The organism is Pseudomonas sp., assembly GCF_037994325.1.
In the GTDB taxonomy this organism is placed as follows: domain Bacteria; phylum Pseudomonadota; class Gammaproteobacteria; order Pseudomonadales; family Pseudomonadaceae; genus Aquipseudomonas.
The window spans coordinates 1-14567 of sequence record NZ_JBBNAH010000171.1 but is presented as its reverse complement, the minus strand read 5'-3'; the positions used below and the strand labels follow the sequence as shown (position 1 = coordinate 14567).

The window sequence follows — 14567 nt, the reverse complement described above, 5'->3', positions numbered from 1 at the left end:
TTCTTCTATTGGCGTTTTACCGCCAAACAGGTTGGAGAGCGCTTCCTGCCCGTGGGCCAGGACGTTGACGCAGACCACGCCGTTGCTACGGAAGCTTTCATACACCGATGCCGCGCGATTAAGGCAGACCAGCAGGGTCGGTGGCTCGTCGGTAACGCTGCAGACGGCGGAGGCGGTAAAGCCGGCGCGCCCGCCGGGGCCGTCGGTGGTGATCACGTTTACCGCTGCACCCAGGCGCGCCATGGCGTCGCGGTAGTCGTGTTTAAGCACTGCTGGCAGCGCCGCAACAACGGTGGTTTTTTCGAGGGCAGTGCCCATGGCGTTCTCCGCGTGGTTCAGGCCGCTGGCTGAAGAAAATCCAGCACGCTGGCTTCAAAGGCCGCTTGTTCGGTCAGGTTAAAGGCGTGGCCGCCGAAGTCGCGTAATGCGAGCTGGGCGTTGGCCAGCCCTTCGGCAAGGTGCACCGATTGGGTGAAGGGCACCAGGGTATCGTCGCGGCTGGCCATCACCAAGGTGGGCGTGTGTATTTCGCCCAGTTGTGCGCCGATGTTAAAGGCGCGCAGGGCCGCGATGCGCCGCAGGGTGTTGGCCTCGCCAGGAAAGTGCGCCAGGGCGTGGGCCAGGTCGAGTTCCAGGCGTTCGCGGTTGGCGACGATCCAGGCGGGCGGATAAAGGAAGATCGGTTGCGCCGCTACATAAGCGGCAGCACCGCTATTTTTTAGCAGTTGAATGCGCATATCAAAGCACCGCGCGCTGTGGCTATTGGGCTCTGCCCAGGCATTGATTAGCACCAAGCGCTGGATCAGTTGAGGCCGCTGCAGGGCGATCTGCAAGCCCACTAAGCCGCCCAAGGCATGGCCCATAAACGCGCATTCGCGCACCTGCAAACCGTCCAGCAGCGTAAGCAGTTCATCCGCCATATCGGCGATGGCGTAGCCCTCGGCCAGTTCCGCCGGGCTGCGCCCAGTGCCCAGTTGGTCGTAGCTAATGACGCGAAAACGTTCGCCCAACGCCGCCACGTGCGGTGCCCAGTAGCCGGCGGAACCACCGAGCCCGGAGCTCAACACCAGCGTTTGTGCGGCGTGGGGATTACCGTGAATTTCGTAATGCATGCGCAGTCCTCAAGTGGGGTGCGCCAAGCGCGGCACACCCCACAAACGGCTTACTGGCCGACGTGGGCGATGGAGGCGATTTCGATCAGCGCTTCAGGTTTTACCAAGCCGCACTGAATGCAGTAGCGCGCTGGTTTTTCACCGGCAAAGTACTCGGCGTACACGGTATTGATGGCGGCGTAGTCGGCCCAGTCTTTGAGCATGATCATATTAAAGGTCACGTCGTCCATGGTGCCGCCAGCGGCCTCGACCACGCCTTTGATGGTTTCCAGTACATGACGGGTTTGTTCGCTGGCGTTGCCGACGTGCACCACGTTGGCGTCTTTATCCAGCGGCAAGGTGCCGGCGACATACAGCACGCCATCGGCCAGCGAGCCCGGTACGTACGGGGCCAGGGGTTTGCCGGTGCCCGGCGGAATAATCGATTGTTTAGGCATGGGGAAGCGTCCTGTAGTTAGGGTTTGGGCTGCTGAAAGGTGGTGCAGAAATCGTCGACTGAAGACACCCAGCCAAAGAAGGTTTCGATATTGAACAGGGCCGCTTCCTGGGCCGACGGCGGGCCGGCCTGGTGGGTGGCGTCGGCCAGCACTACGCCGAAGTATTCGAGGAAAAAGCCATCGCGCAGGGTCGACTCCACGCAGACGTTGGTGGCGATGCCGGTGAACACCAGGTTCTTGATGCCGCGTGCGCGCAGGATGCTGTCCAGCGGGGTGTTGAAGAAGCCGCTGTAGCGCGGTTTGGGCATAACGATGTCGCCAGGCAAGGGCTTTAACTGGTCGACCAGTTCGTAGTCCCAACCACCCTTGGCCAACAGCGTGCCTTGCAATTCCGGGCGCTTGCGCATGGTTTTTAGCGCGTTGGATTTATGCCAGTTCGGTGAGCCTGGGCCGCCGGCTTCGACGTAGTCAGCGTCCCAGCCGTTCTGGAAAAAAATCACCTGCACGCCAGCCGCGCGGGCAGCGGTAATCGCCACTTGGATTTTCTCGATCACCGGCCCCGTGGACGACACGTCGAAGCCGGCCAGGTCGAGGTAGCCACCGAGGGTCGAGTAGGCGTTCTGCATATCGACCACGATCAACGCGGTCTGGCTAGCACGCAGTTGCAGTGGCTCGGGGCGTGCAGGCAAGGTCAGCGGGGCGCTGGCATCGACCGGCAGGGCATAGCTGGATACGCTGTTCTCGCTCATCACGCGATCTCCTTCAGGGCGTCGTTGATGGCAAGTCGGCAGTTCATCAGCGGCTGAATACGCTGGCCGAATTTTTCGATGCCTTCGAGGAAGTCGTCAAAGGTCAGCATCACCCCTTCGGTGCCAGGCACGGTGGCCACTTCATCAAGCATGGCGGCGACTTGTTCAAACGAGCCGACCAAGGTGCCCATATTGATATTCACCGCCGAGGTCGGGTCGGACATCTGCCGCACGTTGGTGTCACTGCCCGAGCGGGTGTCGACCGCAGCTTGGTCGCCCAGCCATTGCAGCGCTTCCTGGTCGGCGCCGTCCTTGTACAGCTGCCACTTGGCGCGGGCGGCGGCTTCGGTTTCTTCGGCGATGATCATAAACAGCACGCAGGAATTGACCTCGCGGCCGCTCTTGGCCGTGGCCGCGCGCAGGCGTTCGGTGGTCGGGGCAAAGGCGCTGGGGGTGTTGACGCCTTTGCCAAAGCAGAAGTTGTAGTCGGCGTATTGCGCCGAAAACGCCATGCCGGCGTCGCTGGAGCCGGCGCAAATAATCTTCATATCCGCCTGGGGTTTGGGGCTGACGCGGCAGTCTTCCATGGTGAAGTACTTGCCCTTGAGGTCGCTGTGCCCGGTGCCCCACAGGTCACGCAATACCTGGGCGTATTCGGCCAAGTATTCGTAGCGCGTGGAGAAAAATTCATCGCCGGGCCACAGGCCCATTTGTGAATACTCGGGGCGCTGCCAGCCGGTCACCAGGTTAATGCCGAAGCGGCCGTTGGAGATCGAGTCGATGGTGGCGGCCATACGCGCGACGATGGCCGGCGGCAGAGTCAGGGTGGCGGCGGTGGCGAACAGTTGGATCTTACTGGTGACCGCCGCCAGGCCAGCCATCAGGGTGAAGGATTCGAGGTTGTGCTCCCAGAATTCAGTCTTACCGCCAAAGCCGCGCAGCTTGATCATCGACAGGGCAAAGTCGAAACCGTAGTGCTCGGCGCGCTGCACCACCTGCTTATTCAGCTCAAAGGTCGGCATATATTGCGGGGCAGTTTCGGAGATCAACCAGCCGTTGTTGCCGATAGGAATAAAAACACCCACTTTCATAGAGATAGCTCCCTGTTTGTGCTTTTTGCAGTGCAATGTCTGCATGATCGCCGCACGTTGTTGCGTCGATAGGTCGCAGGAGCTTCAGCACAAGCTGTGCCAAAAACAGAAATGACAGGGAAAACAGGGGGTTGGATAAACGCGGTTGCTTAATGCGGACCAAATGGTCTGCTTTAGAGCGCTTGGTTTGTGCACGGCGCCCGCAAACGGCGCACACAGTGCCGGTGCCTGACAGCGGCAGTGCTTTTGGCTATGGTGACGGCCCCTGTCTGGGCTGAATCTGGATACCGTATGGCTGAGCACACCCCAGCGATCAAAAAGGCTTCACGCACGCCCAGCGAAGCGACACTGGCGCGGCGTGAGCGGCAAATGGAAAGTAAGCGCGCGGCCATCAGCGAGGCGGCTATCGAGCTGTTCTCCCAGTTTGGTTTGCACGGCACCAGCCTTGATCAGGTGGCGGCGCGTGCCGATGTGTCGAAGACCAATCTGCTCTATTACTTCGGCAGCAAGGAAGAGCTTTACCTGGCCGTGCTGCATCAACTGATGAGCGTGTGGTTGGCGCCCTTGCAAGCGCTGAGCGTGGAGATGGAGCCGTTGTCAGCCATCAGCCACTACATTCGCTTAAAGCTGGAATTGTCCCGCGACCAGCCAGCCGCCTCGCGGCTGTTCTGCCTGGAAATCATCCAGGGCGCGCCACTGCTGCGTGGTGAGTTGCAGCATGAGTTGCGCGATTTAGTCCACAGCAAAACCGAGGTGATTCGCCAGTGGAGCGAGTCCGGCCGGCTGGCGCCGATCGACCCGTACCATCTGATTTTTTCCCTGTGGGCCACCACCCAGCACTACGCCGACTTTCGGGTGCAGGTGGAATCCATCACCGGCCGCACCCTGGATGATCCGGCCTTTTTCGAGCAGGTGCTGAGCAGTTTGCAGGCGCTGATTCTTGACGGCATTCGCCCGCGTTAACGGGCGCCCGTGCAGCGCTTAGAGGCTTAGTGCGTTGAGTCAACCAACACTTCTTCGCCCAACGCGCCATTCACCGGCAGCGGCTTATAGGTCGAGTTGGCCGCACGCATCACGCGGATTGCCCGCGCCCCGGCGGCCTGGGCGGAGGTGATATCTGCATCGGAGTCGCCGTAATACACCTGCAGGCCACGGTCGTGAATAAAGCGGGTCTTCTCCGGGCCTGAGGTAAACACCACCGGCTGCATATTTTTGATGCCGAAGGCCTGCTGCAGAATCGTCGTCACTTGCTCGCCTTCGGTGTGCGGCCGGCCAGTGATGAAGTGCAGCGTGTCACCGCGCTGCTGGTGCATGGCAATCAGCGAGCGCGCCACGTCTTTGGGGATCGAATAGCGGTCGCAACCGCCGTTGGTCTCCGTCCAGAATTCAGTGTTTTTCAGGTAATCGTTGCTACCCGGCGAGTACTTCTGCTGCCCGGCATAAAAGCACGGGCTGGAGAACAGCACGGTGTCGTCAATATCGAAACCCACCGCCATCGGTGCGTCTTTCTGAATGCTGCTGCTCAGCGTATCGAGCGTGATCCAGTGAATGTCTGCCGGCTGCTTTGGCGTGGCGCAGCCCACCAGCAACAGTGAGAAAAGGGCGGCCAGGGCCGTGGAAGAAATAGGGGAGGGCATACGCACAAAAAACCTCATCGTCATAAAAGGGAGCCATTGCCGTCAGCAAGCGGCATGCCGGGAATGCTGGCATTGGCGATAAAAGACGGCAGCGCTTCCCCTTAATACCTGTCACCTATGTCAATTAGATTGCTAGTGCCGTGTTTACAGGTTGTTGCGCGACTAAAAGTGCGATGTCGGTGCACAAATGATCATTTAATGAACGTTTTTGGGGCTTTTTGGCCGCCGTAGACCTGTCCGACAATTTCAAATTTGCGCGCCCGCACCCAATCGCGCGATGCGCTGAGCCCACTTAATTAAACTGTAACCTCCCCCTTTTATTGTATTCCTGACGCCTGTGACAGTTTTGGCATGCAATGTGCTGAAGCCCTAACAACGAAGTCGAGGTAGTCGCGCTGCGCTTGCAGCACGGCTGGCGAAGAAAAGGTGGAGTGCGATAAATGCGTAGTTGGGAAGAACCGAAAAAGAAGCGCGTGCATATCGAGATCATCCCGATGATCGACGTGATGATGTTCCTGCTGGTGTTTTTTGTGCTCATCAGCCTGAACGTGATTCCGGCTCTGGGCATCAAGACTCAGTTGCCAGGTGCCGCTCATGCACAACAGCTGAAACCGCAAAACAAGGCCGTGATCACCCTGGGTGTTAACGACCGTTTGCAGCTCGATGGAAAGGATCTGGCTGAGGATGCCTTGGTCGCCCAATTGAAGACGTTGGAAAACGTCAACGAGAAGCTGGTGATCATCCTTAACAGCGATAAAGAAGTTGAAGTAGGTCGGCTTGTAGCGGTCATGGACCTGCTTAAAAGCAACGGCTTTTCGTCTGTCTCGATCGCCACGCGCAAGCTGTAAGCCATGTCGGTATTTTTCAAATCGCGCAAAGCACTCGCCTGTCTGCCGGCTATTTGTCTGCTCGCGGTGGCCGTTCAGAGCGCCATGAAGGCGGACCTGAAAATCACCCCGAAGTACGACGACAGCGTGGTGGAAGTGGCCTTGATCGACCCGGCGGATATTCAGCCCGAGCCGATTGTTCCGCCGCCGCCACCACCGCCGGAGCCGGAGCCAATCCCGGAGCCACCGCCCGAGCCAGACCCGGAACCGGTGGTGGAAATTCCGGAGCCGCCGCCCAAGCCCAAGCCCAAACCGCCTGAGCCCAAGCCGCAGCCACCCAAGCCGAAACCGCAAGTGGCCAAGCCGACGCCAACGCCACCGCCGCCACAAGCGGTCGTGGCCAAGGCGGCGCCCGTGGCACCAGCGCCGGCTCCTGCTCCAGTTGCTGCACCTGCCCCCGCACCGGCACCGCGTGTCGACACGGCGGCAATCGAAAGTCGTTACACCGCGGCGTTACGCGCGGAGTTGGAACGCCACAAGCAATACCCGCGCGGTCGTGAGGCATCGCTGCAGCGGCCCGAGGGTGATGTGGTGATTTGGTTGTTGGTGGATCGCAGTGGAAAGGTCGTGGATTCCGGTATCGAAACAAAAGCCAAAAACATGCTGCTCAACAAAGCAGCACAGACCAGTTTGCGGCGCTTGGAGAAGGTCAATCCGTTTCCTCAGGAGGCCTTTGGGGGCAAGGACCAATACCGCTTTACCGCGACCTTTGTTTACAACGTAGAAAACTAGAAAACATAAATAAAACAGACACCTGCCAATAAAATTCAGGAGTTAATACGTGAAGCTCAATCCGATTTTTGCGATGTTTATAGCGGCTGGTCTTGGGGGCTGGACCGCCGCTGCTCTGGCTGAAGATTCGGTCGATGTCGGTGACGTAGAAGTCACCGGGCAGACACTGGGTGGCGGCCAGATGGTTAAGGAAGAAGCGGCCAAAGCTCGCTCGACCGTTACCAAAGAAGCGCTGGAAAAGATGGCACCCACCGGCAACGCCATCGACAAACTCAAGTACACCCCGGGCGTCAACGTTTCCAGTGACGACTCCACCGGCTTGAGTGGCTTTAACTTCACCATGCGCGGTATGAGTTCCGACCAGGTTGGCGTCTCGCTCGACGGTATTCCGGTCAACGACTCCGGCAACTACAACCTGTACCCCAACCTGCTGGGCGACCCGGAAAACCTGGGCGAAGTCTTCGCCACCCAAGGCTCTTCGGAAATCGACGCGCCGCACATTGGCTCCTCAGGCGGCAACATCGGTTTGGTTACCCTGCGTCCGGAAAAAGACTTCGGCGTATTCGGCAAACAAACCGTGGGCAGCAACAACCTGCGTAAAACCTTTGTGCGCCTGAACACCGGCGAATTCAACGGCCTGAGCAACTACATCTCGGCGTCCCATACCGAGGGTGACAAGTGGCGCGGTGAAGGCGTGCTGCGCGCTGACAAAGTCACGCTGAACAGCTTGTTTGATGACGGTGAAGGCAACTCGCTGAATGCTGTTATCAACTACCACAAGCAAGACAACTACAACTACCTGAACCCGAGCAAGGCGCAGTACAAAACCTACGGCCGCGATTTCGACTACCTCGATAGCCCAAGCTACAACGCCAACGGCAAGATCAGGACCGGTACTGGTACCAGCGTTAACGGCGTCACTCGCGGTACCGGTTATTCGGTGCTTTCGCGCAACCCCTTCGAGAACGTTACTGCCTCCTTGACTGGCCGTTTCCAGTTGCGTGATGACCTGTTGCTCACCGTGGCGCCTTACTACTACTGGGCCAACGGTGGCAGCTTCAGCAACTTCAGCGGTCCATACGCGTTGAACCGTAACACCGGCAACGCGGGCGGCAACTATAACCTGGGTAACCTGCCTACTCCCGCCACCTACAACGCTGATGGCACGCCGAACAACGGTCTGTACTACCGCCCTTCGATCACCGAAACCTGGCGTCCAGGTATCAACACCAGCCTCAAATGGGATATCAACGACGAGCACACCTTTAGCACCGGCTACTGGTATGAGCGTGCGCGCCAGCGCCAAAGCCAGCCGTATATCCCGCTCGACGAAAATGGCAAGCCCACCGATATCTCCCCCGGCTACAACGATGGCACCGCCGCTGTTGACGCCAACGGCAGAGTTATCCAGGGCCGTAACCAATTCACCATTACCCCGGCGCACAAACTGTTCGTTCAGGATGTGTGGAGCGTTACTCCGGATCTGAGCCTGACCGCTGGCGTGGCTTACGACTACTCCGAGCGCAAGGGCGACAACAAAGGCAGCCTGACCGCCGCCAAGGAAAAGCGTAACAAGACCTACCACGAGTTCCTGCCAAGCTTTAGCGCGCGCTACCAGATCAACGAAGAGAACCAGGCGTTCTACAACTTGACCCGCAACATGCGCACCCCGCCGAACTATGTGCTCTACAACAAAGGCGACTCCATCAGCTTGAAACCCGAACTGAGCTGGAACCAGGAACTGGGCTGGCGCTTCGCCACTGAAGACGTCGCCCTTAGCGCGACCCTGTTTTACCTGCAGTTCAAAGACCGTCAGGTCTCCAGCTACAACGTTACCGAAGGCGACTTCGAGATGCTTAACGTCGGTAAGGTGATCAACAAAGGCGTGGAACTGGAGCTGAGCGGTCTGCTGCCGCACGACTTCAACTACTACGCCTCGTACACCTACACCGAAGCTGAACAGCAGGACACGCTGCTGTACCGCGGCGTCGATCTGCCAACTGAAGGCAAGACCGTTGCCGGTGTACCAAAGAACATGTTCAACGCCAGCCTGGGTTGGGATAACGGCCGTTATTACTCGAACATCGTCGGCAAATATGTCGGCAAGCAATACGGCGACATGACCAACGACGAGAGCATTTCCGACTACGCCATCGCTGACCTGAACCTGGGTGTGCACCTGCCGGTGAACAAGAACCTGATGAAGGCCGCCACCATCCGCCTGTCGGTCACCAACCTGTTCGACAAGGACTACCTGAGCGGCGTGAAATCGACCCAGTTCTCCGCTTTCGACTACGACCCAAGAAGCACCAACTCCACGAAGTCTGACCCGTTCTACACCATCGGCGAAGAGCGCGCGGTTTCGGTTTCCTTCGAAGGTTCGTTCTAACGCGCCACCCACGCTGGGGGCGCTGCGGCGCCCCGGCATTTTTGTCTGAGGTACCTACACATGAACATGGATCTACTCCACGACATCACCTTCTACATCATGTACGGCGCGGCTGCCCTGGCCGCGTTTGTGGTGGTGGAACGCTGCATTTTCTTTGCGTACAACCTGAGCAAGGCGCGCAAGCTGGAACTGGCCCTGCACAAAAAAGTACGCAGCTTTGACGAGTTGCCCGAAGAGCTGCGCAAGCGCGACAGCCTGCCGTTGCAACTGGTGCGTGAGCTGTACGAAGGCCGTGTTGGCCTGCATTCGCACAACGAGCTGGAAGACCTCGGTCAGGCGATTTACATCTCCATGCGCGGCAAGCTCAACCACAGTTTGTGGATTCTTGAGGCCGTGGTGGCCGGTGCCCCATTGCTTGGTTTGCTCGGCACCATCCTCGGCATTATCGACACCTTTAAAGCCCTCGCCGAAGCCGGCGTATCCGATCCGGGTGAAGTGTCCCGTGGCATCGGTACGGCGCTGTACGCCACCGCCTTGGGTATCTCCATCGCCCTGGTGGGTCTGGTATTTAACAGCCACCTGCAAGACCGTCTGGAACTGATCAACGACCACCTGAAAATGCTTCTGCTGCGCGCCGGCATGGGCACTGCATATGTCGCCAAACCCGTTGCTGCTCCGGCCGCCAACCTGCAGCACGCCTAAGCGTTTGGGGAAAGTCATGTCGTACCCGAGTTCCGCGCTACGCCCCGTATCAGTGCTGCTGGCGGCCTTGTTGCTGGCCAGCGGCTGCCAGAAAGCCACGGCGCCGGTTGAGGTCAATGTGGCGGCCATCAACGACTTTCACGGCAACCTGCTGAGCAATCCGTTTAAGTACAAGGACGCCGCCGTTGAAGGTGGCGAGGTCAAACTGAAAGCCGGCGGCATCGCCGCGCTGAGTGGTTTGCTCGCCGAGTTGCGCGCCAAGGATTCCCAGCTGTTGCTGGTGGGGGCGGGCGATATGCTCGGTGGCAGCCCACCGATTTCCTCGATGTGGGCCGATGAGCCCAGCGTCGATGCGCTCGACCTGTTGGGCCTGAAGTTTTCCGTGGTCGGCAACCACGAACTGGACCAAGGCATCACCGAGCTGCGGCGGCAAATCAAGGGCGGTTGTGAGTCAACTCGGGCCGACAAAGCCTGCCAGTTCGACAACGATTACAAGGGCGCGGACTTCCCCTATATCTCCGCCAACCTGATGGAGCAGGCAACCGGCAAGCCGGCGTTCGACGCCTACCGCATCGAACAGGCGCACGGGGCGAAAATCGCCTTTGTCGGCGCCACCTTGAAAGACGTCGGCGCCTACGTCAGCGCCAAGAGCATGGACGGTCTGTACACGGTTGATGAGGCCGATGCGATCAACGCCTTGCTGCCGGAATTGAACAGGCAAAAGGTCGACGCCGTGGTGGTGGTTATTCACCAAGGCGGGGAAACCCCGGAGCGTTTTGACACTCAGGATTGCAGCCAACTGGGTGGCGATGTGGTGGATGTGGTCAAGCGCCTCGACCCGCAAATCAAAGTGGTGATCAGCGCCCACACCCACCAGGGTTACCTGTGCCGCCTGGGCGACAAACTGGTCACTCAAGGCGCCTCGTTTGGCCGCCTGCTTACCCAACTGACGCTGACCATCGACACCGATAAACACCAGTTACTCGGCGTCAAAGCGCAGAACCTGGTGGTGGATGCGCAGCGCTTTACCGCCAGCAAAGAAATTGCCGCGTTGCAGGCCCAAGTGGAGGCGCGCAGCAAGGATCAACTCAGCGCGCCGCTAGCTCGCCTGGCTGCCCGCGAAGTGAAGCGTGACACCAACGCCGCTGGCGAATCGGCCATGGGCGATTTGATTGCCGATTCGCAACTGGCCGCCACCCGTGCCCTTGGCGCGCAAGTGGCGCTGATGAACCTTGGTGGCATGCGCATGGATATCGCCTTGGAGGAGGGCCAGGACAAGGTCAACTACGGCCAGGTCGCCAGCGTGCAGCCGTTCAATAACACGCTGAACATCATGACCCTCACCGGCGCGCAACTGCGTGAGTTGCTTGAGCAGCAATGGCAGAGCGGCAGCATGGGTTTTTACCCGCTGCAACCGTCGGCCTCGCTGACCTATCGCTGGGATGGCGCGCAGCCCCAGGGCCAACGCGTGGTGGCCGACAGCTTGATGGTCGATGGCCAGTTGGTGCAGGCCGAGCAAACCTACCGCGTCACGGTGAACTCGTTTCTCGCCGATGGCGGTGACAACTTCACCGTGCTGAAACAGGCGAGCGCACGGATGGACACCGGCCTTAATGATCTCGAAGCGCTGATCGGCTACCTGCAAGGCCGCGATCAGGCCGGGCAACCGGCCGGCTTGGCCCACGCCGAACAACGCATTCAGAAAGTCGAAGAAAGTCTGGCCGGGAGCGACCAATGAGCCGTAGCAACGAACTGCAAGCGCTCTTTGAGCAGCTGTTGCCCGAGGCCATCGCCGCCTCGGAAAAAGCCTGGTGCCCGCACTCGGACTTTCCCGTTGGCGCCGCCCTGCTCACCGCCGATGGCGCGGTGATTCAGGGCTGCAACGTGGAGAACGTGTCGTACGGGCTGACTAACTGCGCTGAGCGCACCGCGCTGTTTAGCGCGATCTGCCAAGGAGAGAAGCCGCAGAGCTTCCAGGCAATGCTGGTGTACGCGCCCAAGGTGGCGTTGATCTCACCGTGTGGCGCATGCCGCCAGGTGATGGTTGAGCTGCTTGGCAAAGGTTGTCCGGTGTTTTGCGTGGGGCATGACGCATCGGCGGCGCGTGACTGGACGGTGGACCAACTGCTACCGGGCGCATTCGACGCCTTTTGAGCAGCATAAAAAATTAAAAAAACTGCCGCCTGTTTTCTTATTTGTGGGGAGTCACCGGAACATGAGCCTTATCGGCATAGTTGTGCTGTTTCTGATCGCTTATGCGCTGTCTTCAGCGCGCCGTTCGATCAAGTGGCGCACGATAATCGGCGCGTTCGCTTTTCAGGTTTTCTTTGCCGCCTTCGCGCTTTATGTGCCCTGGGGGCAGAGCGTGATGGCTACCGTTTCTGACGCGGTGTCCAACCTCGAAGTGTATGGCAACCAAGGCATCAGCTTTTTGTTTGGCGGCCTTAACGACAGCGCGCTGATGGCGCAGCTGTTCGGCAACCACAGCTTTATTTTCGCCCTCAAAGTGCTGCCGCTGATTGTGTTCTTCAGTGGCCTGATGGCCGTCCTGTATCACATTGGTGTGATGGGCGTGATCATCCGCGTATTCGGCGGCAGCCTGGGCCGTGTGCTGGGGACCAGCCGCACGGAAACCATGTCGGCGGTGGCCAATATTTTTGTCGGCACCACTGAAGCGCCGTTGGTGATCCGCCCGTTTCTGGCGCGCATGACCGAGTCTGAATTGTTCTCGGTGATTGTCTGCGGTCTGGCCTCGGTGGCCGGTTCGGTACTGATCGGCTACGCCTCGCTGGGCATCGACATGCGCTACCTGATTGCCGCGAGTTTTATGTCGGCGCCGGGCGGTTTGCTGATGGCCAAACTGATGATTCCGGAAACCGAAAAGCCCCATGACGATCCGGCCGAACACACCGAGTTTGAAGACGAAGACAAACCCTCCAACATCATCGACGCCGCCGCCATCGGCACCGCCAACGGCCTGCAATTGGCCCTGAACGTGGGCGCCATGCTGCTGGTGTTTATCGCCTTGATCGCCCTGGTAAACGGCATTCTCGGCTGGTGCGGCGGGCTGGTGGGTTTGCCCGAGTTGAGCCTGCAGATGATGCTCGGCTATCTGTTTGCACCACTGGCCTTTGTGCTCGGCGTGCCGTGGCATGAAGCGGTGGTGGCCGGCAGCCTGATTGGCGAGAAGCTGGTGCTCAACGAATTTGTTGCCTATGTCGATATGGCGCCGCTGATTGACCCGGTGCAGGCCGCCGCGCGCGGTGTGGCAGTACTGTCGCAGCAAACCCAGGTGATCATCACCTTTGCCCTGTGCGGGTTTGCCAACCTGTCGTCGATTGGCATCGTGCTCGGCGGTATGGGCGTGATGGCGCCGAACCGGCGTAAAGACTTGGCCCGCCTGGGTTTTAAAGCTGTGATCGCCGGCACCCTGGCTAACCTGATGAGTGCGGCAATTGCCGGCTTCTTCATCTCGATTTGAAACGACCCTAGCTCATTAGTGTGAATAAGAAATGACCGACAACGACGAAACCCTCGCACGCAAAGTGATCGCGCTGCTGGACCTGACTTCGCTTAACGACGATGACGACAGCGCACGTATTGTTGAGCTCTGCCACAAAGCCATGACCCCGGTGGGCCCCGTTGCAGCGGTGTGCGTGTTCCCACGTTTTGTTGCCCTGGCGCGCCACACCCTCGACGGCCTCGGTGGCCACGCGGTGCAAGTGGCCACCGTAACCAACTTTCCCTCCGGCGCCGAGCCGCTGGACAACGTGCTGGCGCAAACCCGCCAGGCCCTCGACGATGGCGCCAACGAAATCGACGTGGTTTACCCGTACCGCGCCTTGCTGGCCGGTGATGCCGCCAGCGGCGTTGAGCTGGTTAAAGCGTGCAAAGCCCTGTGCACCGGCCGCGCGCTGCTGAAAGTGATTCTGGAAACCGGTGAATTGGTCGACCCATTGCTGATTCGCCGCGCCAGCCAGGATGCGATTGCCGCTGGTGCCGACTTCATCAAAACCAGCACCGGCAAAGTCAAGGTCAACGCCACCGCCGAGGCCGCCGAACTGATGCTTAGCTGTATCGCCGTCGGCGGCGCGACGGTCGGCTTTAAGCCGGCTGGTGGGATGAAAACCTTGCCCGAAGCGCTGGTGTATATGTGGCTGGGCGAACGTATCAATGGCAGTGACTGGGTCAGCCCACGGCACCTGCGTTTTGGTGCATCAAGCCTGCTGAACGATTTGCTGCGCCGGGTGGGCGCAGAACCGGCTGCAACCATGGAAGGGGGCTACTAATGGGCTGGTTACCGCAAGAAGTCATTCGCCGAAAACGTGATGGCAAGGTATTGAGCGAGGCGGATATCCAGCGCTTTGTCGCGGGCATTACCGACTTCAGCATCAGCGAAGGTCAGGCGGCCGCATTTGCCATGGCCGTGCTGCTTAAAGGCATGACCATTGAAGAGCGCATCGCCTTGGCCGCGGCCATGCGCGACTCCGGGCAAGTGCTGAGCTGGAACCTGCCGGGGCCGGTGGTGGATAAACACTCCACCGGCGGTATTGGCGACTTGGTCAGCCTGCCGCTGGCGCCGTTGCTGGCCGCCTGTGGTTGCTATGTGCCGATGATCTCCGGACGCGGCCTGGGCCATACCGGCGGCACCCTGGACAAACTCGACAGCATTCCCGGCTACGACAGCCAGCCAAGCATGGCGCGTCTGCGCGAGGTGGTGGCCACGGTGGGCTGCGCCATTATCGGCCAGACCAACGACCTGGCCCCGGCCGACAAACGCCTGTACGCCATCCGCGATGTCACCGGCACGGTGGAATCGATTGACCTGATC

Annotated in this window: 16 protein-coding genes; 10 read left to right on the top strand and 6 right to left on the bottom strand. The window is 59.6% G+C overall.

Annotation, left to right across the window (positions count from 1 at the left end):
* From AAAB16_RS05850 to rutA, 5 genes are all read right to left on the bottom strand, one after another.
* A partial coding sequence (locus AAAB16_RS05850; RefSeq protein WP_340662493.1) for a flavin reductase occupies positions 1 to 318 on the bottom strand: 318 nt, incomplete at its 3' end.
* A gap of 17 nt (positions 319 to 335) precedes the next feature.
* Positions 336 to 1112: a pyrimidine utilization protein D gene (gene rutD / locus AAAB16_RS05845; RefSeq protein ID WP_340662492.1), complete on the bottom strand. Its 777-nt coding sequence runs from the start codon at positions 1110 to 1112 to the stop codon at positions 336 to 338.
* A gap of 50 nt (positions 1113 to 1162) precedes the next feature.
* Positions 1163 to 1549, bottom strand: coding sequence for a pyrimidine utilization protein C (rutC, locus tag AAAB16_RS05840; RefSeq protein ID WP_340662491.1), 387 nt, complete (start codon positions 1547 to 1549; stop codon positions 1163 to 1165).
* Positions 1550 to 1566: 17 nt separating this feature from the next.
* A complete protein-coding gene (gene rutB, locus AAAB16_RS05835; RefSeq protein ID WP_340662490.1) occupies positions 1567 to 2298 on the bottom strand; it encodes a pyrimidine utilization protein B in 732 nt (243 codons plus the stop codon).
* Positions 2298 to 3389 carry a pyrimidine utilization protein A gene (rutA, locus tag AAAB16_RS05830; RefSeq protein ID WP_340662489.1) on the bottom strand — a complete coding sequence of 364 codons (1092 nt, stop codon included), beginning with the start codon at positions 3387 to 3389 and terminating at the stop codon, positions 2298 to 2300. Before rutA ends, rutB begins: the two co-directional genes overlap by 1 nt.
* A gap of 291 nt (positions 3390 to 3680) precedes the next feature.
* On the opposite strand from rutA, the gene rutR reads away from it, so the two are divergent.
* Positions 3681 to 4352 carry an HTH-type transcriptional regulator RutR gene (rutR, locus tag AAAB16_RS05825; RefSeq protein ID WP_340662488.1) on the top strand — a complete coding sequence of 224 codons (672 nt, stop codon included), beginning with the start codon at positions 3681 to 3683 and terminating at the stop codon, positions 4350 to 4352.
* 26 nt (positions 4353 to 4378) lie between these two features.
* On the opposite strand, the gene aphA is transcribed toward rutR, so the two are convergent.
* Complete coding sequence (aphA, locus tag AAAB16_RS05820; RefSeq protein ID WP_340662494.1) at positions 4379 to 5026, bottom strand: acid phosphatase AphA; 648 nt, start codon at positions 5024 to 5026, stop codon at positions 4379 to 4381.
* A gap of 440 nt (positions 5027 to 5466) precedes the next feature.
* On the opposite strand from aphA, the gene AAAB16_RS05815 reads away from it, so the two are divergent.
* The 9 genes from AAAB16_RS05815 to AAAB16_RS05775 all read left to right on the top strand — a co-directional run.
* On the top strand, positions 5467 to 5874 hold the full coding sequence (locus tag AAAB16_RS05815) for a biopolymer transporter ExbD (RefSeq protein WP_110616923.1): 408 nt from the start codon (positions 5467 to 5469) through the stop codon (positions 5872 to 5874).
* 3 nt (positions 5875 to 5877) lie between these two features.
* Positions 5878 to 6645: an energy transducer TonB gene (locus AAAB16_RS05810; RefSeq protein ID WP_340662487.1), complete on the top strand. Its 768-nt coding sequence runs from the start codon at positions 5878 to 5880 to the stop codon at positions 6643 to 6645.
* A gap of 49 nt (positions 6646 to 6694) precedes the next feature.
* Positions 6695 to 9034 carry a TonB-dependent receptor gene (locus tag AAAB16_RS05805; RefSeq protein WP_340662486.1) on the top strand — a complete coding sequence of 780 codons (2340 nt, stop codon included), beginning with the start codon at positions 6695 to 6697 and terminating at the stop codon, positions 9032 to 9034.
* 60 nt (positions 9035 to 9094) lie between these two features.
* Positions 9095 to 9736, top strand: a complete 642-nt coding sequence (locus AAAB16_RS05800) for a MotA/TolQ/ExbB proton channel family protein (RefSeq protein WP_340662485.1) — start codon at positions 9095 to 9097, stop codon at positions 9734 to 9736.
* 16 nt (positions 9737 to 9752) lie between these two features.
* Complete coding sequence (locus tag AAAB16_RS05795; RefSeq protein ID WP_340662484.1) at positions 9753 to 11474, top strand: bifunctional metallophosphatase/5'-nucleotidase; 1722 nt, start codon at positions 9753 to 9755, stop codon at positions 11472 to 11474.
* Positions 11471 to 11890 carry a cytidine deaminase gene (locus AAAB16_RS05790; protein ID WP_340662483.1) on the top strand — a complete coding sequence of 140 codons (420 nt, stop codon included), beginning with the start codon at positions 11471 to 11473 and terminating at the stop codon, positions 11888 to 11890. The genes AAAB16_RS05795 and AAAB16_RS05790 overlap by 4 nt, the downstream gene beginning before the upstream one ends.
* A gap of 61 nt (positions 11891 to 11951) precedes the next feature.
* Positions 11952 to 13217, top strand: coding sequence for a NupC/NupG family nucleoside CNT transporter (locus AAAB16_RS05785; RefSeq protein WP_340662482.1), 1266 nt, complete (start codon positions 11952 to 11954; stop codon positions 13215 to 13217).
* A gap of 31 nt (positions 13218 to 13248) precedes the next feature.
* Positions 13249 to 14025, top strand: a complete 777-nt coding sequence (gene deoC, locus AAAB16_RS05780; protein ID WP_340662481.1) for a deoxyribose-phosphate aldolase — start codon at positions 13249 to 13251, stop codon at positions 14023 to 14025.
* Positions 14025 to 14567, top strand: a 543-nt coding sequence (locus AAAB16_RS05775; protein ID WP_340662480.1) for a thymidine phosphorylase, incomplete at its 3' end; no start/stop codon positions are given. The genes deoC and AAAB16_RS05775, both read left to right, overlap by 1 nt.